The 22,072-nt window shown below is 41.7% G+C and carries 17 protein-coding genes and 1 tRNA gene; 13 read left to right on the top strand and 5 right to left on the bottom strand.

Annotated elements, in window-relative coordinates:
- The first annotated feature begins 29 nt into the window (after nt 1-29).
- Entirely contained in the window at nt 30-902 is an 873-nt protein-coding gene (locus BC643_RS05835; protein ID WP_120272204.1) for an AraC family transcriptional regulator, read from the top strand.
- Between the two features lie 288 nt (nt 903-1,190).
- Here BC643_RS05835 and BC643_RS05830 read toward each other — a convergent pair whose 3' ends face one another.
- Nucleotides 1,191-2,921 carry a phospholipase D-like domain-containing protein gene (locus BC643_RS05830; protein ID WP_120272203.1) on the bottom strand — a complete coding sequence of 577 codons (1,731 nt, stop codon included), beginning with the start codon at nt 2,919-2,921 and terminating at the stop codon, nt 1,191-1,193.
- Between the two features lie 461 nt (nt 2,922-3,382).
- The gene (locus BC643_RS05825; protein WP_120272202.1) at nt 3,383-3,961 is read right to left on the bottom strand and encodes an RNA polymerase sigma factor; all 579 of its coding nucleotides are present in this window, start codon (nt 3,959-3,961) and stop codon (nt 3,383-3,385) included.
- Nucleotides 3,962-4,256: 295 nt separating this feature from the next.
- Between BC643_RS05825 and BC643_RS05820 the strand changes: the two genes are divergently transcribed.
- From BC643_RS05820 to BC643_RS05785, 8 genes are all read left to right on the top strand, one after another.
- Nucleotides 4,257-5,429 (top strand): FecR family protein, encoded by a 1,173-nt coding sequence (locus BC643_RS05820; RefSeq protein ID WP_170154468.1) that lies wholly within the window; start codon nt 4,257-4,259, stop codon nt 5,427-5,429.
- 180 nt (nt 5,430-5,609) lie between these two features.
- The gene (locus BC643_RS05815; protein ID WP_170154467.1) at nt 5,610-9,062 is read left to right on the top strand and encodes a SusC/RagA family TonB-linked outer membrane protein; all 3,453 of its coding nucleotides are present in this window, start codon (nt 5,610-5,612) and stop codon (nt 9,060-9,062) included.
- A 17-nt stretch (nt 9,063-9,079) separates the two neighbouring features.
- The gene (locus BC643_RS05810) at nt 9,080-10,456 is read left to right on the top strand and encodes a RagB/SusD family nutrient uptake outer membrane protein (RefSeq protein ID WP_120272199.1); all 1,377 of its coding nucleotides are present in this window, start codon (nt 9,080-9,082) and stop codon (nt 10,454-10,456) included.
- 233 nt (nt 10,457-10,689) lie between these two features.
- A complete protein-coding gene (locus BC643_RS05805) occupies nt 10,690-11,817 on the top strand; it encodes a TlpA disulfide reductase family protein (RefSeq protein WP_120272198.1) in 1,128 nt (375 codons plus the stop codon).
- A 48-nt stretch (nt 11,818-11,865) separates the two neighbouring features.
- Entirely contained in the window at nt 11,866-13,125 is a 1,260-nt protein-coding gene (locus BC643_RS05800; protein ID WP_120272197.1) for a thioredoxin family protein, read from the top strand.
- Between the two features lie 28 nt (nt 13,126-13,153).
- Complete coding sequence (locus BC643_RS05795) at nt 13,154-13,576, top strand: DUF2141 domain-containing protein (RefSeq protein ID WP_120272196.1); 423 nt, start codon at nt 13,154-13,156, stop codon at nt 13,574-13,576.
- Nucleotides 13,577-13,730: 154 nt separating this feature from the next.
- On the top strand, nt 13,731-13,979 hold the full coding sequence (locus BC643_RS05790) for a hypothetical protein (protein ID WP_147377147.1): 249 nt from the start codon (nt 13,731-13,733) through the stop codon (nt 13,977-13,979).
- A 471-nt stretch (nt 13,980-14,450) separates the two neighbouring features.
- Complete coding sequence (locus BC643_RS05785; protein WP_120272194.1) at nt 14,451-15,365, top strand: ArdC family protein; 915 nt, start codon at nt 14,451-14,453, stop codon at nt 15,363-15,365.
- Nucleotides 15,366-15,380: 15 nt separating this feature from the next.
- Here the strand turns inward: BC643_RS05785 and BC643_RS05780 are convergent, their stop codons facing one another.
- On the bottom strand, nt 15,381-16,646 hold the full coding sequence (locus tag BC643_RS05780) for a site-specific integrase (RefSeq protein WP_120272193.1): 1,266 nt from the start codon (nt 16,644-16,646) through the stop codon (nt 15,381-15,383).
- Between the two features lie 283 nt (nt 16,647-16,929).
- Nucleotides 16,930-17,003 (bottom strand) — tRNA-Pro (locus tag BC643_RS05775).
- A gap of 178 nt (nt 17,004-17,181) precedes the next feature.
- Between BC643_RS05775 and trxB the strand changes: the two genes are divergently transcribed.
- The gene (trxB, locus tag BC643_RS05770; protein WP_120272192.1) at nt 17,182-18,177 is read left to right on the top strand and encodes a thioredoxin-disulfide reductase; all 996 of its coding nucleotides are present in this window, start codon (nt 17,182-17,184) and stop codon (nt 18,175-18,177) included.
- A gap of 77 nt (nt 18,178-18,254) precedes the next feature.
- Here trxB and BC643_RS05765 read toward each other — a convergent pair whose 3' ends face one another.
- Nucleotides 18,255-19,505 carry an aminotransferase class I/II-fold pyridoxal phosphate-dependent enzyme gene (locus BC643_RS05765; RefSeq protein WP_120272191.1) on the bottom strand — a complete coding sequence of 417 codons (1,251 nt, stop codon included), beginning with the start codon at nt 19,503-19,505 and terminating at the stop codon, nt 18,255-18,257.
- A 159-nt stretch (nt 19,506-19,664) separates the two neighbouring features.
- On the opposite strand from BC643_RS05765, the gene BC643_RS05760 reads away from it, so the two are divergent.
- Genes BC643_RS05760 through coaBC form a run of 3 tightly spaced genes read left to right on the top strand, consistent with a single transcriptional unit; the run spans nt 19,665 to nt 22,030 of the window.
- Nucleotides 19,665-20,468, top strand: coding sequence for an outer membrane protein assembly factor BamD (locus BC643_RS05760; RefSeq protein ID WP_120272190.1), 804 nt, complete (start codon nt 19,665-19,667; stop codon nt 20,466-20,468).
- Between the two features lie 8 nt (nt 20,469-20,476).
- Complete coding sequence (locus BC643_RS05755) at nt 20,477-20,812, top strand: DNA-directed RNA polymerase subunit omega (protein ID WP_120272189.1); 336 nt, start codon at nt 20,477-20,479, stop codon at nt 20,810-20,812.
- A gap of 18 nt (nt 20,813-20,830) precedes the next feature.
- The gene (gene coaBC / locus BC643_RS05750) at nt 20,831-22,030 is read left to right on the top strand and encodes a bifunctional phosphopantothenoylcysteine decarboxylase/phosphopantothenate--cysteine ligase CoaBC (protein WP_120272188.1); all 1,200 of its coding nucleotides are present in this window, start codon (nt 20,831-20,833) and stop codon (nt 22,028-22,030) included.
- The last annotated feature ends 42 nt before the right edge of the window (nt 22,031-22,072 follow it).

Raw genomic sequence — 22,072 nt, 5'->3', positions numbered from 1 at the left:
GATATTTATATTTTCAGCTAAAAGAGAGCATGGATATCGATAAAGATGTAAAATATTGTCATGTTTCGTTTAATGATGGAAAGTCATTTTACTTTGATCATGTGCGTATTTCGTGGGATGAGCAGATTGGCTTCCACCGAAGTGACACCTGGGAACTGTCGTATGTCATCACCGGTAGCGGTACGCGGTTGATTGGAGATACCCTAGAGGTATTTAGCAGGGGGGAGGTTATTTTGATTCCGCCTGATTTACCACACGGTTGGTTTTTCGATCAATTTGACCATGACGAAACGGGGAAAATAGAAAATATTACCATCATCTTTCCAACCAACTTATTGGAACGCTGTGCCCTTGCTTTTCCGGAAATTTCAGAGATGGTGCGTAAGTTGCAACAAATTGACCGCGGACTTAGCTTCGAAGGTGATACTTTATCAAATGTGCAGCAATTAATGACCCTAATGACTCGGCAAAATGACATCGAGCAGCTGGGCTCCTTGCTGTCTATTTTTCAGCTCATTGGTGCAGAAGACCAGCCCCGGGTTGTCGGTTTGATGGATAAGAATACTAAAAGCAAACAAAAGCTGCATGAAGTGACCCGCTACATGGTGCACAACTACCATCGAAGCATTTCTCTAGACGATGTCGCCAGTTTTGTTGGCATGAACCGTTCCTCGTTTTGCAGTTTTTATAAGCGAGCGAAAGGAAGGTCGTTTTTTACAGATTTGACAGAATACAGGATTGATTGCTCGTGCCTGATGCTTCGGCAAACAGATATCACGGTCGCCGATATTTGCTTTGCTGTTGGTTTTAATGATATCCCTCACTTTAATCGTACGTTTAAACGATTTAAAGGTGAAAGCCCCAAAAATTACCGGTTGAGAATGAGCCCAAGTGTTACCTAGCCTTGGTATATTCCAGGACTCAACTTTTTCTAGCCGAAAGTAGGGCGTAATTAAGGCGTGAGAATGGCGAATAATTATTCCTCAATTTATCGAAAGTTATTGATCGCTTCTCGGATCAGGTAGGGTATAAGAATCCCGCTGCCACGTTCCCCTTGCAATCTATTCAATAAGAGTAAGCAACAAATGAATATGTCTAGGTTTCAATGTAGATTAAGTTGCGGTATCGTGATTCTTTGTAAGTCTGAATAGTTATTCGATCGATGTCTGCTTTCATTTCTTACAAATATGTTATTTTGCAGAGAATAGTAAACGATCTTTTATCTTCTTTTTGTCAGTATAATATTCCTCCCACCATGCTTTTTCGTTTTCAACTTTAGGAGGCTTTTGCAAGAATAAGATATTTCCAGATTTTTGTGATTCTTTTGCAGCAACCCTAAAGTGGTAGTGATCAAATATCCTCAATGCTTCGATCATGTATGATACAGCTATTCGCTGATCTTTTATCAATAAGAGATTTTCTCCGTTCTTAGTATCAGCTGTAGGGGAAAAATTATAAGAACCAAAATAGACTCTTGCCGTAGGTCTGTCAAAGTCTATAACCACAAACTTGTGATGCATTCTGGTGCCACGTCCGCCAGTCGGTTCTGATTTAAATGGCTCAGGCAGGTTTTTAGATAATACAGACGGATAAACAGGTAATACACTGCCGTCAGGCTTTTGAAGGTCCAGCCCACCGACTTCTTTGTCCGAGACTCCATAAATAAAGGTCTCTCCGCTGTTTGTTAGTTGTGTCACGGCATTTCTGATGGAACCTGATGTTTGATATAGAAATGCGAGCGAATAAAATAAGCTGGAGTTTGTATTGTGCTCGATGTCATGGGCAATTTCGTCCAATAAGGCATTGTCTTTCGAATGAGGAGAGAAGGAAACTTTCACGTCCACGTTATTTAAAGCAATATCTGTCCACTGCGCTGACTGAGTTTGCCCAAAGTTTTTTGCTTTGTCATATTGCCAATAGTATTCGAAGGCTTCCATAAAAGGTTTAATCGCTTTGGCTCCCCGCATGATTACAGCGTTGTTTGCTTGTACATAGAAGCCTCTCCATGTAAAGTTAGTGGAGCCGCAAATCACAGCTTTCACTTTTGGTCCGTCAATGACAATGGTCTTATTGTGTTGAAGACCGCTCATATGATGTCTTTTTACCTCGGCATGAGCAGACTCCATCAGAACGGTCATCGCTTTTGTTTCTGCAGAATCATCTTTGCCGTGCTCTCCACTGTTATCAATAATGATTTTTAATCTTGGCCCCAGTTGGATTAATCTTTTTAGTACATCTGGTTGATTGATATCGTAAGCTACGACTCTCACTTCTGCATCTTCATCATCAATCGCATCGTCCAGAAGCTTAAGTATTTCTTCTGTTGCTTCAAATCCCATCCAAGCTAATGCTTGTTGCGCTTTTGGGTGTGTTGGTGTGAAATCAAGCCCAATTTTAGAAGAAGTCGGAAGCAGTGCCGGAATTCCGCCTTCAGACTCATATCTGTTGACAAAAGCTTGAGATGATACAAATCCTCTTGTAAAGGTCACGTTAAGTTTGTTGGGATATGTTTCATTACTCAGAGAAATAGAAACAATCTGCGGTTCACCATAGCTTAATTCATTGTTGATGTTCATGAAGACAGGGCTCACCCTGTATGTAAAGTTACCTTTCATATTTGCGTTCCTGGGGAAATGAATCCAACGAAACTTTTGAAAAGGGGCAAGAAGTGAGGAAATACTTTCTTTCGAAGGCTTTCCGTTTTCCTCCAGAAATGAAAGTCGGTTTTTTAAAGCGTAATACTTATAACCATTTGGTTCTTTGTATTCAATTGAGAATCCAACAAAATCTTTCGGAGGTTCTCCAGCTTTCCAGTTCATTGCCAATAAGAGCATACCTTCTCCCCGGTAAGCAACCAACGTAAAAAGAGCATGCGGGTTGTCAGCTTTCACTTGGCAGTCTGTTGTGCTAGTGTTTCCCATTGATGATAGTTTTATTCGGTGATTTCAAGTGTATCTCTTGAATTAAAATCTGTCAATGTATTGTATTCTAATTTAGTGCCGGAAAAAAGTGCAGAGGTGTAAATGATTTTCGGTTAGGGAATGAACTTATTAAAAATAAATTTGCTGTATCGTATTCACATATAGTGTAATATATGAAATAATTTTAGTATTTGACGTGCTTCTTTTGTATTTAATATTTTATTAATCGGAGGGCGTTAAGAGCCTAGCATCGAATGATTGGCAGAGATCTTCGTGGTTGTTAATATTCAAACTGGTCGAAAGTTCTGGATTGGCTGGAGGCAAATCATAATTCCCCTTCCGGGACATAATTTCAGGTGTGCAGATAGTCTAAAGTCATATCGAAAAATAACCAAGGATGTCTTGATTTTCTGTGGTTCGCTTTTGTCCCGATTCCGTAGAAGTTTTCAGCTTTAATTGATTTAGAATAGTGTAAATAGAAAATTTTGGATGGATAGCTTAATTGTACGTAATGCTTTAGATATATGTGATTCAACTGTTTTTGTTGAAATGTTTAGCTCACTTGCGATTTGCTTTTGGGAATATCCCTCATTTCGACTCAGGTTAAAGACCAATTGACATTTCTCCGGTAGGGTTTTTACAGATTCTTCAATAGCCTGCCTAACCTGATGAAAGTTGAGCCATTCTTCCGTCGTATTTCCAGATGATGCAAATAGGGCAGCCGACTCCAGGTTCAGATGAAGCTCTTTCTGTTTTGAAGCCAATTTGGAATAGATTTCATATTTGATACAAGACGCAATGTAGGTATGGAATGAATTTTTCAATTCAATCTTTCCTCTTCTTTCCCACAAGCGGATAAACACTTCCTGAACAATTTCTTCTGCTTCTTCTTCTGATTCCAGCCGTTGCACAGCGATAAAAATTAATTTTTCCCAATAACGATTAAAGAGTTCAGTGTAAGCTTCAGAATCATCCTTTTTATTGAAAAGGTCGAAGAGTACCTTATCTGTATCGTGTTCATAGTTTCTTCGAATAACCATAATTCCCTCCCCCAAAGAAATACTAAATCACAAAGGAAATATTTTTCCACGGATTGAGTGACATAACGATTGACAAGTGTGATTGTTCTGATTAAAATGTTAAGATTTTCGACAATCGACTGTCTGAATGATTATTCGAATTTGGAGTCTTCGTTGTCGCAAAGTGCTCTCCTATAGTGGTCTATCTGTAACGATTTATAGCCAACGAAATTTTTTTTAAAAAAAGTGGGAAGGCGAGTAAGGGATTATCTAAGTTTTGCACGCTATTAGTTGTATTCAATACATGAAGGTTCATATGAAAACTAAAAGGGAAATACAACAACTCGCATACAAGTGGAAGAATAATACAATTTCTCCGCACGAAAGAGAAGAGCTCGAAGACTGGTATAATCAAAATCCACAAAAAGCAATTGAATGGACCAAGGATCTTGATTCTGACGCGCTAAGAGAACGGTTGTTGGGGAACATCATCAGCACCAACCGAAAGAATGATGTGACGAAAAAGGCTAAGAAATCCTTAATTGGAGTTTATAAATATGCCTCGGCAGCTGCAGTGCTGATTATTGCTTTAGGCTTATGGTTTTTGCTGGACAATAGGAAGTCGATTCCTGACTCACAAGTTGTGACTGAAGCAGTGATTGATATTCCACCAGGAAGGCAAGCGGCAACGCTAATTTTAGGAAATGGGATGAAGGTCGAACTGGATACAATGAGTAGTGGTGGTGTGTTGGCTCAAAGTAACGTATTGATTAGTAAAGCCGGGACGACCATCAATTATCAAGTCACCGATGCTATGCCACCTGAGAAAGGGCTCGTTGATTTTAATACAATTTATACGAATCGGGGAAATCAGTTCCAATTGACACTGGTTGATGGTACGAAAGTCTGGTTAAACTCGGAGTCATCAATTACTTATCCTGCGCGATTCGATGGCGTTATTCGTAAAGTCGAATTAACGGGAGAAGCTTTTTTCGAAGTTGCCAAGAATCCGAATCAACCTTTTGTCGTGACTGCTCGTGGGGTTGACGTTAAGGTCCTCGGAACTCATTTCAACATTTCGGCTTATAACGATGACCAGTTCATAAAAACGACACTGGTTGAAGGTTCTGTGCAGGTTTATAATCAGGCCCATTCGGTGCGTATTATTCCTGGAGAACAGGCTTCGATTGGCAATTTGCAATCGGAAATTAAAGTTTCGCAAGTTGATGTCAACCAGGTATTGGCTTGGCAACAAGGATTTTTTGAGTTCACCAATGCCACTTTGCCTGAAATAGTTAAGCAAATCAGCCGATGGTATGACGTTGATATTCGGGTAGAAGAAGGCGTTTTGGACAAGCGTTTTGGAGGCCGGATCAGTAACCGCTTAAGTTTAACTCGCTTGTTGGACCTTTTGGGGGGAAGTGGAATTTACTACGAGAAAAATGACAGCGTTTTAGTGATTAAACGAGTCCGAAAAGAGACCCTCTAGCCAGGGGCTCGGATCAGCAAATTATAGAAAATAACGAAAAAAACTGTCGGGATAGATGCGACCCTATCCCGACATAAATCTTGTTTTAGTTGAATTTCAGATGATTATTAACCAAAACCATGCAAAGTTATGCATTTAAAAAAGAAGAATTATTGCCGTTGGCTGAAAATTTTAGTGAGTATGAAACTATCTTTCGTATTGATAGTTCTGTCGTTTCAACTTAGTGCTTCATCATTGGCACAGAGCGTGACGCTTAGAGTAGAGAATGTAACTGTACAGGAGGCGCTTAATCGATTGTCTCGTGAGACCGGGCTTTCGATTGTCTATGATGAAGCTTTTTTTGAGGGTGCAAACCGAATTAGTGTTGACCTCACAAATGCCACCATTGAGACGGCACTTGAGCGTTGCCTCGAAAATACCGGTTATCAGTATCAGGTCGATCGCGACATTATCTACATCCGAAAGATTGAAGAGCAACCGCAGGTGTCGTCGGATGTAAGAGTAAGCGGAGTGGTTATGGATAGCGAAGGTCTGGCCCTTCCCGGTGTCAATATTTTAATCAAAGGAACATCCAGGGGGATAACCACAGATGGACAAGGACGCTTTGCTTTGAATGTACTTGTTGGCAAAACACTTGTTTTTCGTTTCGTTGGCATGAAAAATCACGAGATAACAATTGGCGATAAGCCGATGGATGTTAAAATTGTGATGGAACAGGAAGTTTCGGAGCTAGGCAATATTGATGTCATCAGTACTGGATACCAAAAAATCAGGCCGGAACATAGTACCGGTAGTGTTGCCGCAATTCAGATGAAAGAATATGACAGCCGGATAAACACGGTAGATTTTTTAGATGGTTTGCAGGATAAGATACCTGGTCTGTTGATAAATGACGATGTGACTTTTGAAGGCAATAGCCTTTTCCAAATTCGGGGAATCTCGACCATCAATGGAAACAAAGACCCGTTAATTGTAATTGACGGCTACCCTACAGAGCTTTCGCTTGAGTCCATTAATCCGAATGAGATTGAGTCCGTTACCGTTTTAAAGGATGCTGCAGCAGCCTCTATTTATGGGGTAAGAGCATCTAACGGCGTAATCGTTATTGAGCGGAAAAATGCCAAACCTGGAGAAGTTCGGGTTGATTTTCGATCAACACTGAGCGTAAAACCGAAGACCAATTACTCTCGCTATCGTTGGGATGATGATGCCTCTGCCAATATTATCGATTTTATGGAAGAGACAAGAGGATCTTTGGCTGCCGGTTATTGGTTCTCCATGAACTTTCCTGCGTTGTCAGCTCAGGTAACTTATCCTGAACCCATGGTGATTCTGGCTCAAAAAGCGGGTGGTGCTATCACGGCTGAAGAAGCAGAAGAAAAACTGAATGCACTAAAATCATATAACAATACTGATGATTACAGTCGTTTGTTTTTGCAAAATGCGGTTACCCAGACATATAATTTGAATATCTCGGGCGGTAACAAGAAAACGCTCTATTACCTGACAGCTAATTACGCCAAAAGTGATTTGGAGTCGGTTACAAACAGCAACGAACGTTTTAGCCTTTCGGGAAGGGCAACTTTCAACTTGTCCGATCGTCTCTCGCTTTTAGTGGATAATACATTCTCAAAAAGCAGTGCAATATCGCATCCAGTCCCTGATATTTCTACGTTCTATCCCTACGAGCGATTTGAAGATGAAGATGGGAACGCTCTGGCTACTTATTCCGGCTCTTTGGCTAATCCCTACTACAATGACTATCTGCTGGGGAAAGGATTGATGGACAATATGTATTATCCGCTCGAGGATATGAAAGATATTTCTGATAACACCAGTGCTTTAAGCCAGCGGATTAATGCAACATTGAATTATAAGATATCAGATGCAGTCAGTTTGAATATCGGCGGTGTTTTCGAAGCATCAAAAACCGATACCAGGCATTTGGCGAATGAAAATTCGTCAGAAGTGCGCGAATATGTCAATCGATATACAACAACCGATAACGATGGTCTCTTGGTTTACAATTTCCCAAAAGGCAGTTTCTTACAGGAGAACAAAGCTTCGACCAACGGATTTACATTACGAGGGCAAGTAAACCTTAATAAAGAGGTTGTTGAAAACCATACCATCAATATGATCATGGGGGGAGAAATAAGGAAGCAAGTTTCTGAATCCAGCTTGGCATCTTATATGGGGTACAATGATCAGACCCTGTTGTTGCAAGCGGTTGATTTTTACTCTTTACTGACCGATTTTCCGACGGAATATGCTAATGCAAACCCGACTCTGAGTTTAAGTACATTATTTAACCAGGCCTATACAGAGAATCGGTTCTTATCATTCTATTCGAATCTGGTGTACTCCTTTAAAAGCAAATATTCATTAACCGGAAGTATTCGAGTTGACCAGTCAAACCTGTTTGGTACAAATCCAAAGTATAAATACAAGCCATTGTGGTCGGTTGGTACGGCGTGGAATATTCATCGCGAAACTTTCATGCAGGATCTTGACTGGATTAAATCCTTGAAACTAAGAGCCGCCGTTGGTTTTAATGGGAACGTGGCTAAAAACTCTTTGCCTCAGATTATTGCTTCAAGCTCATACAACAGTGATTATGCGGATATGGAAACGTTGGATCTTTCGGCTCCTGCCAACAGCAAGTTACGTTGGGAACAAACCCTGAATATCAATTACGGATTGGACTTCAGTATCTTCAAAAATATCTCAGGAAGTCTGGAATACTATATCAAGAAGAGTACGGATGTTTTAGCGAATAACAAAATTGACCCAACAAGAGGTGTGAGTACAGCGATTGTCAATGAAAGTTCTTTGCGCAATAATGGTTTTGAGATCATGCTCCACGCAGACTGGATTACAAGAAAGCGCTTTAACTGGAATACTGGCTTCGTGTTTTCTTATAACACCAGTAAGATATTGGAAGTGTATGATAATGAGATTACGTCGACTAGTAAATCTTATACCTACGCGATGGGGAATACCAATTATTTAAAAGGTTACGCCATCGGGTCTGTCTTTAATTACCGGTATGCAGGCTTAGACAGCGAAGATGGAACAGTGCTGATTTACGATGCAGATGGAAATACAAAGCATTTTGATGAAAACGACAAGGGGAAAAGTGATGTCGTATATCGGGGTACGACTATCCCTAAATACAACATTGGTTTAAGTAACCGGGTTGATGTTGGTAATTTCTATTTCTATGCGATGTGTCGTTTCTATGGTGGCTTTGTAACCAAAATCCCGGTTCCAACCCCAGGAGGAACCAGACCTTTGGCTGGTGCCTTTAATTTTTGGCGCGAGACAGGTGATGAACTGGATCCGGATATGCTTCCGGCATACAACGCAGGGCATGATAGCTACTATGCCGCAACCGATCGGTATACGGTAAACGGAGCTTATTTCACGTTGGGCGACCTTACTGCAAGTTATAGCTTATCAGGCTCTGAATTTGTTCGCAAACTTGGAGTCTCAAGCCTTGAACTGCGGGCGCAGGCACACAACGTTTATACGTTTGCTTTGAATGATCAGAATTATAGCAAGGCAATGGGGAGCTATGCCAAAAAGTATATTACCCCGACTTACACATTTGCCTTAAACTTTAGTTTCTAACAGTAAAAATTAAAACAATGAAAAAGAATAAGTATATGGCTATTGTGCCAGCCGTTTTCCTTGTTTTTCTGTTGTCATCTTGCGACAAGTATTTAGATATTGAACCAAAGGGACAGCAGTTATTGGAAACCGTTGAAGACTATGATTTGTGGTTAGATAACGAAACCCTCCATTTTTCGGGAATTATTGAGCTATCTTATTTCGCTGATCATCGGGACTATTATGATATTGATGATGATATCAATACAATTTATGAGCGAGCCTATGTTTGGGCTGATCAGTTGACAGACAATACAAATTCATCGCCTATTTGGTCGGAGGCCTATAGTAAAATTTACTATTACAATGCCGTAATCCAAGATGTGGATGATGCAACCGAAGGGACGGATGCCGAAAGAGAATCACTCAAAGCAGAGGCTTTGCTGGGGAGGGCTTTGATTTATCTGGATTTAACCAACCTCTACGGGAAAGTGTACAATGAAGAAACTGCGAGTGAAGATCTGGCAGTGCCGTTTGTTACGTCAGTTGATGTAACGGAAGCTACTCCTGATCGAAGTACGGTTCAAAAGATGTATGATCATATTTTAACCGACATAACGGATGCGTTGCCCGGTTTGCCGGATGACAACAGTACCAATCGATATCGGGGAAGCACTGCAGCGGGCTATGCCTTGTTAGCTCGCACGTATTTGTATATGGGAAATTATACGTTGGCCGAAGAAAATGCTCAACTGGCTTTAGACAATGGCCCGAATGAAATCTATGTGCTTGATGAGGGGAATATATCCGATCTGTTGCGGAGAAGGGATGCCATTTTATCCAGAAGACCCAAGAATGCGTCGTCCTCAGCGACTGGAATCACGCCCTCTCTTAGCTTGTTACAGGCCTATGATACAACTGATTTACGCTTATCATTTCGATATGAAGGCTATAGTGATTACTCCTTCACAACTCGGGGACAAGTTAGCTACGACCCATTAGGAGTTGAGACCGGGGTTAACTTCTATTCCAATTGGGGGATTGATGTTGCTGAAATGTATTTGATTATTGCTGAAGCTGATGCACGAAATAACAAACTGACTGAAGCTTGCGATAATTTAAATACCGTGCGCGAGAAACGTTTTGAAGCAGACGATTTTGTCGCTTTCGAATCAGTTGATCAGGAAGAAGTGCTTGAGAAGGTCTTACTTGAGCGCGAATTGGAGTTCCCGTTTAGCGGTCTGCGCTGGTTTGACATGAGACGGATGGCTGCCGAAGGACGGATGGAAACAGTCTATCGCTACAACGCAGCCGAAGAACTCATCAGTACCCTGGAACCAACTGGTGATCGCTACGTTTTGCAGGTCCCGAATCAAATTCTATCGTTCAATCCCGGTTGGACGCAAAATCCATAACATGAAATAGTCCCGGGTTTTGTGGAATTTATTATCCCTCGGGAACTTAAATTTTCCGGTGGATTGAATTCTGAATCTCCGGATTATAGTAAGAGTTTCTCCCTTCCCTTTCTCGAATTGCTGGGTGAATCTTTTCACTCAGCAATTCTATCTGTTTCTTCTTAACCGAAGGAAGATACATGAATCGTGGGAGTTGGGCAGGGAAGCAAATATTAATTTTCAAATCAAACTAAATGAAGAGTTTCATTCCATTGATGTTTTTAGCTGTCTTTTTTAACCTTTCAGTGCAGGGCGGATCATATAAGATTGTTGGAAAAGTTGGAATGCTGTCTGCGCCAGCGAAAGTGCACTTGTTCTACCTAAGTCCCGATAGTAAGATTGTTTTTCAGTCGCTTGGACTCGATAAGGGGGCTTTTGAATTTTCCGGTGACTTGGAGAAGGCAGTCAAAGTAAACTTATTTGTCGATAAAGAAGGAAAAGGGATTAACCCGAAAAACGCAGATCAACTGGAAATTTATTTGATGCCGGGAACAACGGAAGTTGTTAGTCTGACAGATTCAATCTCTCAGGCGGCGGTAAGCGGTGCCCAAGCAACCATGGATTATGACAGATTGAAAAAACAGTTGAAACCACTGATCGACCAGAAAGAGAAGTTTCATGCCAGATACGATGCTTTGCCTCGTGACAAGCAACAGGAAGATGCCGCAGTAGCTGCTATTGACCAAGAGGATGAAGAGAACTTTGCCAAACAGAAAAAAATACTGGCTCAATTTATTCGTGAGAATCCCAGTAGTATCATAAGCCTTGATGCTTTGACGACTTTTGGTGGTGAGATTCCTGAGTATGGAGAAGTTGCGCCCTTATATGCGGGATTATCATCGGAGATAAAAAATAGCCCCGAAGGAAAAAACTATGCAACGCTGCTCGAAAAATTGAAAAGTGCCAGTTTGAATAGTGTTGCAAAGGATTTTACTCAGAGTGATGTGAATGGACAACCGGTTAGTCTTTCTGATTTTCGTGGAAATTATGTGCTCGTTGATTTTTGGGCATCGTGGTGTGGGCCATGTCGTCGTGAGAACCCGAACGTGCGTGAAGCCTACAGTATCTATCATCCCAGAGGATTGGAAATCCTGGGAGTGTCTCTAGACAACGACAAAGAAAAGTGGATGAAAGCGATTAAAGATGATCAGCTGCCATGGACGCAGGTGTCAGATCTGAAAGGTTGGCAAAACGAAGTGGCTGCCCGCTATAACATTAAGTCAATTCCGCAGAATTTTTTAGTTGATCCCAGAGGGCAAATTATAGGTAAGAATCTCAGGGGGGAAGAGTTGCAGGCCAAATTGAAAGAGATTTTTGATTGATCGGACGTAGTAATACAGTAGATAGTTGAATACGAAAGTACTTAAGAAATGAAGAAAATCCTGATTATTGTTATTCTTGTCGCAAGCCAGCTTTGCTCGTTTGCGCAGAGCAATGATGGCATTGCATTCATCCATGGAACGTTGGCTGATGCGAAAGCGAAGGCAAAGAAAGAAAAGAAGCTCATTTTTATAGATTGCTACACGGTTTGGTGCGGCCCCTGTAAACGTTTATCATCCGAAATATTTACCCAACAGGACGTTGCCGATTTCTTTAACGATAATTTTGTCGCTATCAAAATTGATTGTGAAAAAGGAGAAGGAATTGATTTGGCCAAGCAGTATCATGTTGGTGCCTATCCCAGTTTACTTTGGATCGATGCCAAAGATCGATTGGTTCATCGGGTGGTCGGTTTTCGCACAGCTGAAAAATTGATGGCAGAAGCCAAAGAAGCGTTAAGTGGCGGCAACTTCAACAAGGAATTGGAAAAAAACTACCAGAACGATAAAACCAATTCCAAAGCCGCAAAGGCTTTTCTTGACTACTTAATACAAACCGCAGATTCGCGCTCCAAAGAGGTGGCCCGACAATATTTATCTCTTCTGCCAGAAAGCGAATACGAGAGTCCCGAAGTGTTTCGTCTGCTTCAAAGCGAGGTGGACGATCCGTTCTTACCTGCTGTTGAATATTTGGTTGAAAACAAGACTTCATATATACAGAAGTTTGGGCAGCCAGAAGTAGACCGGGCGTTCAAAAACATCTATTTCCGATATTCCAATAAATTATTAAGCGATGTGAATCCAGGGAGTGGTATCGATGAACATGTGCTTTTAACGTTGCAACAGCAGATGGAGGAGATTACATTTGATTCACCCGAACTGTATGTGGAGAAGCTGCGAATAAGTGCGCTGAGGCAACAAGAAGATTGGCATGAATATGCGCGAAAAATTGATGCATACATCGAAAGAGCTCCTGTGGAACGTATAAGCGCACAAGACCTTTTCCTTTGGTTTAAGCCGGTTGTTGATAGCAATTGTATCGACCCGGTTGTTTTGGAGAGTACTGTTCGATGGATCGACCTGGCGTTCGACAAACGATTAACGAATACTGTTGATGTTTTAATACCTTATTGGACCGATAAGATGACTGTTTTAAGACGTTTGCCCGAAAAGGGAGAGGAGTTTAGTCAGACCGAAACTGAGTTGAGACTAATGCAGGTTCTACAAACCAAAGAGCAGGCTTACCAAAAGCAATTGGAAGAAACGAAACGGCAGTTGCGCGAACGCTTGGGGCTGGCTAATGAGAAATAGGAAAAGTGTCTAAAAATGATTTGAGCGGATGAAAAGGATTTTCTGGCTACTAATGGGGATGCTGCTAAGTTTCACAGTTTGGGCAAGTAGCTATGAGCTAACCATTGAAGTAACCAATATTAAAAAACACCAAGGCCAAATTCGTGTTGGAGTGTTTGACGGTGCCCGGTTCTTTTTGGAAAAGGGGCGTGAATTTAAAGTTGATACTAAAAATGTGGAGGGTGATACTGTTGTTTTTGTCTTTACCAATATGACATCCGGTGAGTATGCTGTCTGTTTGTTTCATGATGAAGACTCCGACGGTGAGTGTAATTTGAATTTTTTAGGCATTCCAAAAGAGCCATACGGCTTCTCTAATAATATTCGTCCAACATTATCCAGACCCTCATTTGAAGAATGTAAAATTCATTTGGATCAAGATAGGAAGGAGAAAATAAAGTTACTTTATTAATAGCTTTTAATATTTTCGATCTGTCTATTCCTGATACCAAATGATATAAATATAGTAGGTCTTGGTTGGTCAATAAAGATTTCACAATCGGTGAGGACAAGAGCTCTTTGGGGATTGAGCTGTTGAATTTTGTGTTGGAAAGAATCATCAGGATTTGGATGGAAGGTTGCGGGATTTGTTGTTTATGTTCGCCGTTCAGGCTCGAAAATCAAAAGGCGGAGCATTATTGTTTTTCAAGGTACTGTTCCAGCTTCCGGCAGGAATGAGTTGGCTGGATAATGAGAAACGGGAACTCCAACCGGAGCCTGAAACCCGGTTGGTTACGTTGAAGGCTGTTGTTTCAGCCCATGATATTGATAATCCAGCTCCAGCAATTTTTATCATGCTGCCAGGGGAAGATTGAGTGAAAGGGGAATTTCCCCTTTTTTTATTCGTATTTTACAACTAGTTGGAGAATGATTTTTTAGGGCGTTAGTTGCCTGGCAGATGATTTTCGATTTAATGACAATGATTCCCAGCTTTCGTTTTTTCGTTAAGTTCTTTCCATGATTTTGTGAAAGTCAAAGACGCTGTTTTTCATAGGTATTCTTCTTGTTGGTTTATTACACTCAAATTTCTGACAAAGTTATTTACGCTTCCCGGAACGGTAAAGGGGAACTCGCCCGTCTGACCGCGCAAGCCGGGCAGGCTTTTCGTGGCTCGTTTCCTTCGGATGCGTTCATTCCGATAATTATCGGAATGACATGCACCCCGTTGACCTAATCCGGGACAGCTCAATTGAGGTACGCCAAAAATTTAAGTTTAATGGCGTGCCAGAGATTCCCTTGGTTCAAGAGGGTGCCAAAATAAGTCCGAAGGGCATCGGCGCTTTCCTATGAAATCTTCATTTGATATTTATGAAATGGTTACCAACCTGATTATTGAACGTTTGGAAAAAGGTGTTATTCCTTGGCAGATGCCATGGAAGGTAGACAACGGTTTACCGCAGAATATGATTCACCGTAAACTTTACCGGGGATTCAACTTCTGGCTATTACTGACCGTCGCAGACAAATTCGGATCACCGTATTTCCTAACCTTTAACCAGGTCAAAGAACTTGGAGGTCATATTTTGAAAGGGGAGAAGGGCTTCCCTGTTGTTTTCTGGAAAATATTGGAAAAAGAAGAAAAAGATGGGAGTATTGACCAAGTTCCGTTTCTAAGGTATTACACCGTTTTCAACCTGAAGCAGACCGGAGGTATTGACGAAAGTAAGATACCGTCATCAGAAGCTCATGACCATGATTTTGACCCGATTGAGCAGGCAGAACAAGTTATCGAGTGTTGGACTGATTGTCCTGAAATCAGGTTTGACCAGTCACATGCTTTCTATTCACCTTCCGGGGATTATATTGGAATGCCCAATCCACGAACCTTTTTTAAGGATGAACAGTATTACGCCGTTCTATACCATGAATGTTGCCACGCAACGGGGCATATCAACCGAACCGGAAGACATGAAAAACTACCCGATCATCGATTCAATTCCAAGGGCTACAGCCAGGAAGAACTTGTAGCCGAGATGGGAGCGTCCTTTCTATGTTACCTGACAGGTATCCAAAATGCTACGATAGATAACAGTGCTGCATACATCAAAAGCTGGATTCGCAAGTTTAGGGAAGATAAGAAGATGCTGTTGATTGCGTCCTCCATGGCTCAGAAAGCTGTCGATTACATTTTGGAACATCAATCTGGCGAGAATAGTTGGATAAAAACACGAACAGGTAACCAATTAACGGAGGCTGATTAGCCTCCGTTTTTTTAATCATGCTTTAGTGCCTATTTGCTTCGGATTTTTTTCTCGTTGGTTATTTGTCAATCTTTCTTGAAGCATAGTCATATCATTGCTGATTTTCTTTTCCACGACCTTGGCATAAATCTGAGTAGTTCTAAGATCTGAGTGTCCTAGCATTTTACTGACAGATTCAATAGGAACCCCGTTGGATAAAGTGACGGTTGTCGCAAATGTGTGTCGGGCTACATGAAATGTAAGGTTTTTTGTTATTCCACACAGATCCGCAATCTCCTTTAAATAACTGTTGAGCTTTTGGTTGGATATCATCGGAAATAAAGTGCCTTTGGATATTGCTTTAGGATCGTCTTTGTATTTGTCGATCAATCTTTCAGCTTGTTTTAGAATTGGTATTCTTACCGGGTTTAGCGTTTTCTCTCTTTGAGTGAATATCCAGTTCATGCCGTCGGTGCTCGGATGGATGTGACTGGGACCTAATTTCATTACATCGATATAAGCTAGTCCGGTGTAACAACTGAATAGAAAAATATCTTTCACTTGTGCCAGTCGTTCAATCCGGAACAGTTTTTCTTCGATTGATTTTAACTCGAGCTCTGTTAAAAATTCGCGTTCAACTTTTTTGAAGCGAAGTTTGTGTGCTGCAAAGGGATTATGGTCTAGCCATTCCATTCGGATCGCCAGGTTAATCATCTTTCGAAATCGCTCAAGATGCTTCATTACTCCATTGTTCTCCATCGGTCGTTGATGATCTGTCGGTTTATTCTTTCTCAGGTAGTATTCGAAATCAACGATAAATTTGTAATTAAGGTCGGAGAGGTAAATATCGTCCTTGTTGTATTTCTTCTTCAGAAAGGCATCGATATACTTGGCGGTTGTGAAATAGTTTTTTAGCGTTCCCCATTTTAGGTTCTCATCCTGGTAGGAGTTATGGTATTCTACTAGCTCTTTCAATGTTTTTTCGGAGTCACTAATTCCCATAAATCTATTTTTAATTGTCTCGGCGGTGACTTCTTGCTTACTGGCTATCAGGTCTTGATAGTGGTTTGTAAGATGGGAACGTACTTGCTCCAAATAAGAATTAAGCCGGGCAATGTCGGGATCTTTGCCCTTGGCCATGCCTTTACCGTTGCTCCAATTGTCTATGTTGACTCTTCTTTTGACTGACAGCTCACAACGGCTTGTATTCACCGTGATACGCGCATAAATAGGGGCTTTCCCGTCTTTGATCCGATGTTTTCGAATGACGAATTGGATACCAAAAGTGTTGATCTTGTTCATAGCTTTTAAGTTTATTTAATTCATGTTCACCTTTTTGTTCACAGAAACCTGCTCAAAACGTCTTCAAAATGAACCAAATCGAACCAAAAACTATTTCTGTATATTGCAGTAGTACAGAGTGTTAGTATGTTTCTGGTGAACCAAATCTAAATTTTTTTTTGGTTCACCGTTTTGTTCACATTTACATTGGTTTTTTATGGGTTATATTGACCTATGTAAAATAGAAAATGCCTATAAATCATTTGATTTATAGGCATTTAGTGTTTTTTGATCTTTCAATCTGTCGGGATGACAAGATTTGAACTTGCGACCCCTCGCCCCCCAGACGAGTGCGCTACCAGGCTGCGCTACATCCCGATTAAAGTGCTGCGAAAATAAACATTCCGAACATGACTTCAAAATAAAAAACAAAAATAGATGGCTTCATTTTTTGATAACCAAAATCTATGGACATGTTAGTATTATTGAATAACTCGATATTGTAAATAGCTAATTGAAGTGTATTTTTGCATCAGAAAATAAAAATATACAAGTCATGTTCAAATCATTAGATCTTAGCGGCAGCGAGAAATCGAATACTCCGGAAGGGGATGCGGAAAAGGTGAAGTGTTTAATCGTTGGTTCAGGACCAGCAGGCTATACTGCTGCGATATATGCAGCACGTGCTAATTTGAGCCCGGTAATGTATGAAGGTCTGCAGCCGGGAGGACAATTAACTACAACCACTGAAGTTGAAAACTTCCCGGGCTATCCGAACGGTATCACTGGGCCGGAAATGATGGAAGATTTGAAAAGTCAGGCAGCTCGATTTGGAACAGACATTCGTTTCGGTTTGGCAACAAAAGTTGATTTTTCGGGTGAGATCCATAAAGTATGGATTGACGGTAAAAAATTGATTGAGGCGGAAACGGTGATTTTGGCTACCGGAGCTACAGCGAAGTATCTTGGACTTGAAGACGAACAAAAATATGCCGGTGGTGGTGTTTCGGCTTGTGCAACCTGCGACGGTTTCTTCTATCGCGGAAAAGATGTTGCGGTAGTTGGAGGTGGCGACACTGCTGCTGAAGAGGCAATGTACCTGGCAGGTCTTTGTAACAAAGTATATTTGATCGTTCGTCGCGATGAGTTGCGTGCTTCGAAAGTAATGGCTGATCGCGTGGCGAAAACGCCAAATGTTGAGATCCTTTGGAAACACCAGACAAAAGGTTTAACTGGTAACGGCGTTGTTGAAGGTGCTACACTGTGGAAAAACAAAGGTGAAGCAGATGAAGAGGAAGTAACGATTAAAATTGACGGATTCTTCCTGGCAATCGGACATAAACCAAACTCTGATTTTGTGGCTGAATATATCGATACAGATGAGGTTGGTTATATCAAAACCAATCCGGGTACTTCAAAAACCAACGTGGCTGGTGTATTTGCCTGTGGTGATGTTCAGGATCCGCACTATCGCCAGGCGGTGACTGCTGCTGGTTCTGGTTGTATGGCTGCTATTGATGCAGAACGCTATTTGTCGGAAAAAAATGCATAAGCTCGACAGAGCACAAACAAAAAAGCATCTGCCAAATGGCAGATGCTTTTTTTATGAGGTAATAATTCTGTTTCGAATTACAGAGCACCCATTTGCTGAATCGCTTCGCCACGGTATTCACCGTTAGCCAGTTTTTCGCGAATGGTTTTGAACGCTTCGATTGTGTAGGCAACATCCTCGACAGTGTGCATAGCTGTTGGGATCAAACGCAGGATGATTTCACCTTTCGGGATTACCGGGTAAACCACCACTGAGCAGAATAAACCGTGATTTTCGCGCAGGTCGACAACAACGTTGGTTGCTTCAACAACGCCACCTTTCATGTAAACCGGAGTTACAGGGGTGTTTGTGCGGCCAATATCGAAACCGGCTTCTTTCAAACCACCTTGCAGTGCATTTACAACAGTCCACAATTGCTCACGCAATGCAGGCGTATTTTTCAACAACTCCAAACGCTTCATTGCACCAATAACCAATGGCATTGGCAACGATTTGGCGAAAGTTTGTGAACGCATGTTGTAACGCAGGTAGTTGCAAATGTCGCGTTCGCAAGCCACAAAAGCACCGATCAGCGCCATTGATTTTGCGAATGTGTTGAACAGGACGTCTACTTTGTCCATCACGCCGAAGTGTTCTGCTGAACCGGCACCTGTAGCACCCATGGTTCCGAAACCGTGCGCATCGTCAACCAACAGACGGAATTCAAATTCGTCTTTCATAGCTGCGATTTCGTCCAGTTTACCCATGTCGCCTGACATACCGAATACACCTTCAGTGATCACTAAAATACCACCGCCTTGTTTTGCGGCCAATTTAGTAGCGCGTTCCAATTGTTTGCGCAGTCCGTCCATATCGTTGTGTTGGAAGACGAAACGTTTACCCATGTGCAAACGAACACCGTCCAAAATACAAGCGTGAGCTTCACTGTCGTAAACAATCACGTCATTACGTCCACAGAGCGCGTCGATGATTGACACCATTCCCTGGTAACCGAAGTTTAACAGGAAGGCATCTTCTTTGCCGACAAAGGCAGCCAAGTCGCGTTCTAATTGTTCGTGCTGGTTGGTTTGTCCCGACATCATACGAGCACCCATCGGATAGGCAAGCCCCCAGTCAGCTGCTGCTTTAGCGTCAGCTTCACGGACTTCAGGATGGTTGGCCAAGCCGATATAGTTGTTCAAACTCCAGTTCAAGACTTCTTTGCCCTGGAATCTCATGCGAGGCCCGATTTCACCTTCCAGTTTTGGGAAAGCGAAGTAACCGTGTGCCTGCTTCATATACTTACCGATTTCTCCTTGATTGGCTTTAATTTTATCAAAAATATCCACTTCTGAATGCTTTAAAATTAGTGGCTACAAATGTAGCTTTTTTTGAACACTCTCCAAATCTGTTAAAATATACTAAAGCTTTCGAATCAACGACTTTTCTTATTTAATTTACAACTCAGTTATGAATAAAAATGTATCTTTGCAGCCATGCTAAAAAGTATGAGGAAATACGGACCTATTGGGCTGTTGTTAATTCTGTTAACAACGGCATGCAGCGATTTCAATAAAATCGTGAAAAGTACTGACTATGAGTTCAAATACAAGAAAGCACTCGAGTATTATGAAGATGGTGAGTACGTACGTTCATCAACCTTGTTGAAGGAACTGGTAAACATCTATCGTGGTACCAGCAAGGCTGATGAAATTTATTATTACTATGCGAAAAGTTATTTCGGAATGGGTGATTACATGATGGCAGGACACTGGTTCCGCACATTGATCAACGAATTTCCGAGAAGTAAATACGGTGAAGAAGCTCAGTATCTGATTGGATATTGTTTTTACGAAGAATCGCCGAAACCACGTTTGGATCAGCAGGTAACTCAAAAAGCGATTGACGCGTTGCAGCTTTTCATCAACCTTTACCCGAACAGCGATAAAGTTGAAGAGGCCAACCGTTTGATTATTGAGATGCGTGATAAGTTGGTTTACAAGTCATACCTGACTGGTAAATTGTATTATGACCTGGAAAACTACAAAGCTGCAACAGTGGCTTTGACTAACTCATTGAAGGATTTTCCGGATACAAAATACCGGGAAGACCTGATGTTTATGCTGCTTCGTGCAAAATATTATCTGGCAATCAGATCGGTAGAAGATAAAAAAGAGCTTCGTTTGAGTGATGCTTTAGATGAATATTTTACCTTTGTCGACGAATACCCGGGCAGTAAGTACCGGAAGGAAGCCGAAAAGTTCTATGAAACCTTGGCTGAAGAGTTACATTACAACGAGGATATTAATTAAATTAGAATATGGATTTCAAAAAAATCAAAGCTGAAGGTACGACCGTTCCAAGAGACTTGACAGAATTGGAAGCTCAAACCGGAAACGTTTATGAAACTGTTATGATTCTTGCAAAACGCGCGAATCAGATTTCTTCTGAAATGAAAGAAGAGCTGAGCCAAAAGTTGCAAGAGTTTGCATCGTACTCTGATAATTTGGAAGAGGTATTTGAAAACCGTGAGCAAATTGAAATTTCAAAGTACTACGAGCGCTTGCCTAAGCCAACTTTGATAGCTTGCGAAGAATACAAACAAAAACAAATTTATCACCGTAATCCTGCCAAAGAAAACCGCAAAGGATTATAATTAAAATACACAGCCTTTATGAGGCTTGAAGGAAAACATATCATTTTAGGTGTGACCGGAAGTATAGCTGCCTACAAGGCAGCTTATCTTTTAAGGTTACTAGTGAAAGAAGGAGCAGAGGTGCAGGTTGTGATGACACCTGCAGCCAAAGAATTTATTACCCCGGTTACGATGAGTGCCTTGTCGACCAGACCTGTTGCATCGGAATTTTTCGCTGCAAACGACGGTACCTGGCATTCGCATGTCGATATGGGACAGTGGGCCGATTTGATGCTCATTGCACCGGTAACGGCAGCAACCATGGGCAAAATGGTGACTGGTATTGCCGACAACTTGTTGGTAACAACCTACATGTCGGCCAAGTGCCCGGTAATGATTGCTCCTGCTATGGACCTGGATATGTTTCAACATCCTTCGACTTTGCAGAACCTCGAAAAACTGCAATCGTTCGGTAACATTATTCTCGAACCCGGGGAAGGTGAGCTTGCCAGTGGCCTTCACGGAAAGGGGAGGATGCAGGAGCCCGAACAGATCGTTGAAGAAGTTGTCACTTTCTTCAACGGAAAAAAAAAACTTCTGAATAAACATTTCCTGGTGACTGCCGGGCCTACGCACGAGAAAATCGACCCGGTTCGGTTTATCGGTAACTACTCTTCAGGCAAAATGGGTTTTGCTTTGGCCGAAGAATTGGCCGAACAAGGCGCAAAAGTAACCTTGGTTAGCGGACCGGTTAGCTTGAAGTGTTATCATCCGAATATCAAGCGTGTTGATGTGGTGTCAGCCGAAGAAATGAAGCAGGCTGCATTGGATGTTTTTTCTGAAGTTGACGGCGCCGTGATGTGCGCTGCCGTGGCCGATTACCGACCCAAATATCCAGCCGATCAGAAAATAAAACGTACGGCCGCCGACATGACCATTGAGTTGGAAGCAAACGACGATATTGCTGCCTGCCTTGGAAAACTGAAGACTGAAAACCAGTTGCTTGTTGGTTTCGCTTTGGAAACCCAGGATGAAAAGTCGAACGCGCTGGATAAAATGAAACGCAAAAATCTGGACTTTATCGTGTTGAATTCGCTTCAGGATAAAGGAGCTGGTTTTGGCGTGGACACCAACAAAATTACCATCCTCACAAAAGACAATAAAGCCGTTGATTTTCAGTTAAAGATGAAGACGGAAGTGGCTCGTGACATTGTAGCGCAAATTACAGCCAGCTTGTAAAAAGCTTTACGACTTCCGGTTTTTATTTTAATTTTACTTCAT

The organism is Mangrovibacterium diazotrophicum (assembly GCF_003610535.1).
GTDB classification, from domain to species: Bacteria; Bacteroidota; Bacteroidia; order Bacteroidales; family Prolixibacteraceae; genus Mangrovibacterium; species Mangrovibacterium diazotrophicum.
Note: the sequence above shows the minus strand (reverse complement) of the source record. Positions and strands in the feature narration are given on the sequence as shown.

Bases quoted from the DNA above. Each gene is read 5' to 3' on its own strand.
- BC643_RS05825 (WP_120272202.1), bottom strand. From the start codon at position 3,961: ATGGTTATTCGAAGAAACTATGAACACGATACAGATAAGGTACTCTTC.
- BC643_RS05835 (WP_120272204.1), top strand. From the start codon at position 30: ATGGATATCGATAAAGATGTAAAATATTGTCATGTTTCGTTTAATGAT.
- BC643_RS05815 (WP_170154467.1), top strand. From the start codon at position 5,610: ATGAAACTATCTTTCGTATTGATAGTTCTGTCGTTTCAACTTAGTGCT.
- BC643_RS05755 (WP_120272189.1), top strand. From the start codon at position 20,477: ATGGATTTCAAAAAAATCAAAGCTGAAGGTACGACCGTTCCAAGAGAC.
- BC643_RS05805 (WP_120272198.1), top strand. From the start codon at position 10,690: ATGAAGAGTTTCATTCCATTGATGTTTTTAGCTGTCTTTTTTAACCTT.
- coaBC (WP_120272188.1), top strand. From the start codon at position 20,831: ATGAGGCTTGAAGGAAAACATATCATTTTAGGTGTGACCGGAAGTATA.
- BC643_RS05810 (WP_120272199.1), top strand. From the start codon at position 9,080: ATGAAAAAGAATAAGTATATGGCTATTGTGCCAGCCGTTTTCCTTGTT.
- BC643_RS05800 (WP_120272197.1), top strand. From the start codon at position 11,866: ATGAAGAAAATCCTGATTATTGTTATTCTTGTCGCAAGCCAGCTTTGC.
- BC643_RS05760 (WP_120272190.1), top strand. From the start codon at position 19,665: ATGAGGAAATACGGACCTATTGGGCTGTTGTTAATTCTGTTAACAACG.
- BC643_RS05785 (WP_120272194.1), top strand. From the start codon at position 14,451: ATGAAATCTTCATTTGATATTTATGAAATGGTTACCAACCTGATTATT.
- BC643_RS05820 (WP_170154468.1), top strand. From the start codon at position 4,257: ATGAAAACTAAAAGGGAAATACAACAACTCGCATACAAGTGGAAGAAT.
- BC643_RS05830 (WP_120272203.1), bottom strand. From the start codon at position 2,921: ATGGGAAACACTAGCACAACAGACTGCCAAGTGAAAGCTGACAACCCG.
- BC643_RS05780 (WP_120272193.1), bottom strand. From the start codon at position 16,646: ATGAACAAGATCAACACTTTTGGTATCCAATTCGTCATTCGAAAACAT.
- BC643_RS05795 (WP_120272196.1), top strand. From the start codon at position 13,154: ATGAAAAGGATTTTCTGGCTACTAATGGGGATGCTGCTAAGTTTCACA.
- trxB (WP_120272192.1), top strand. From the start codon at position 17,182: ATGTTCAAATCATTAGATCTTAGCGGCAGCGAGAAATCGAATACTCCG.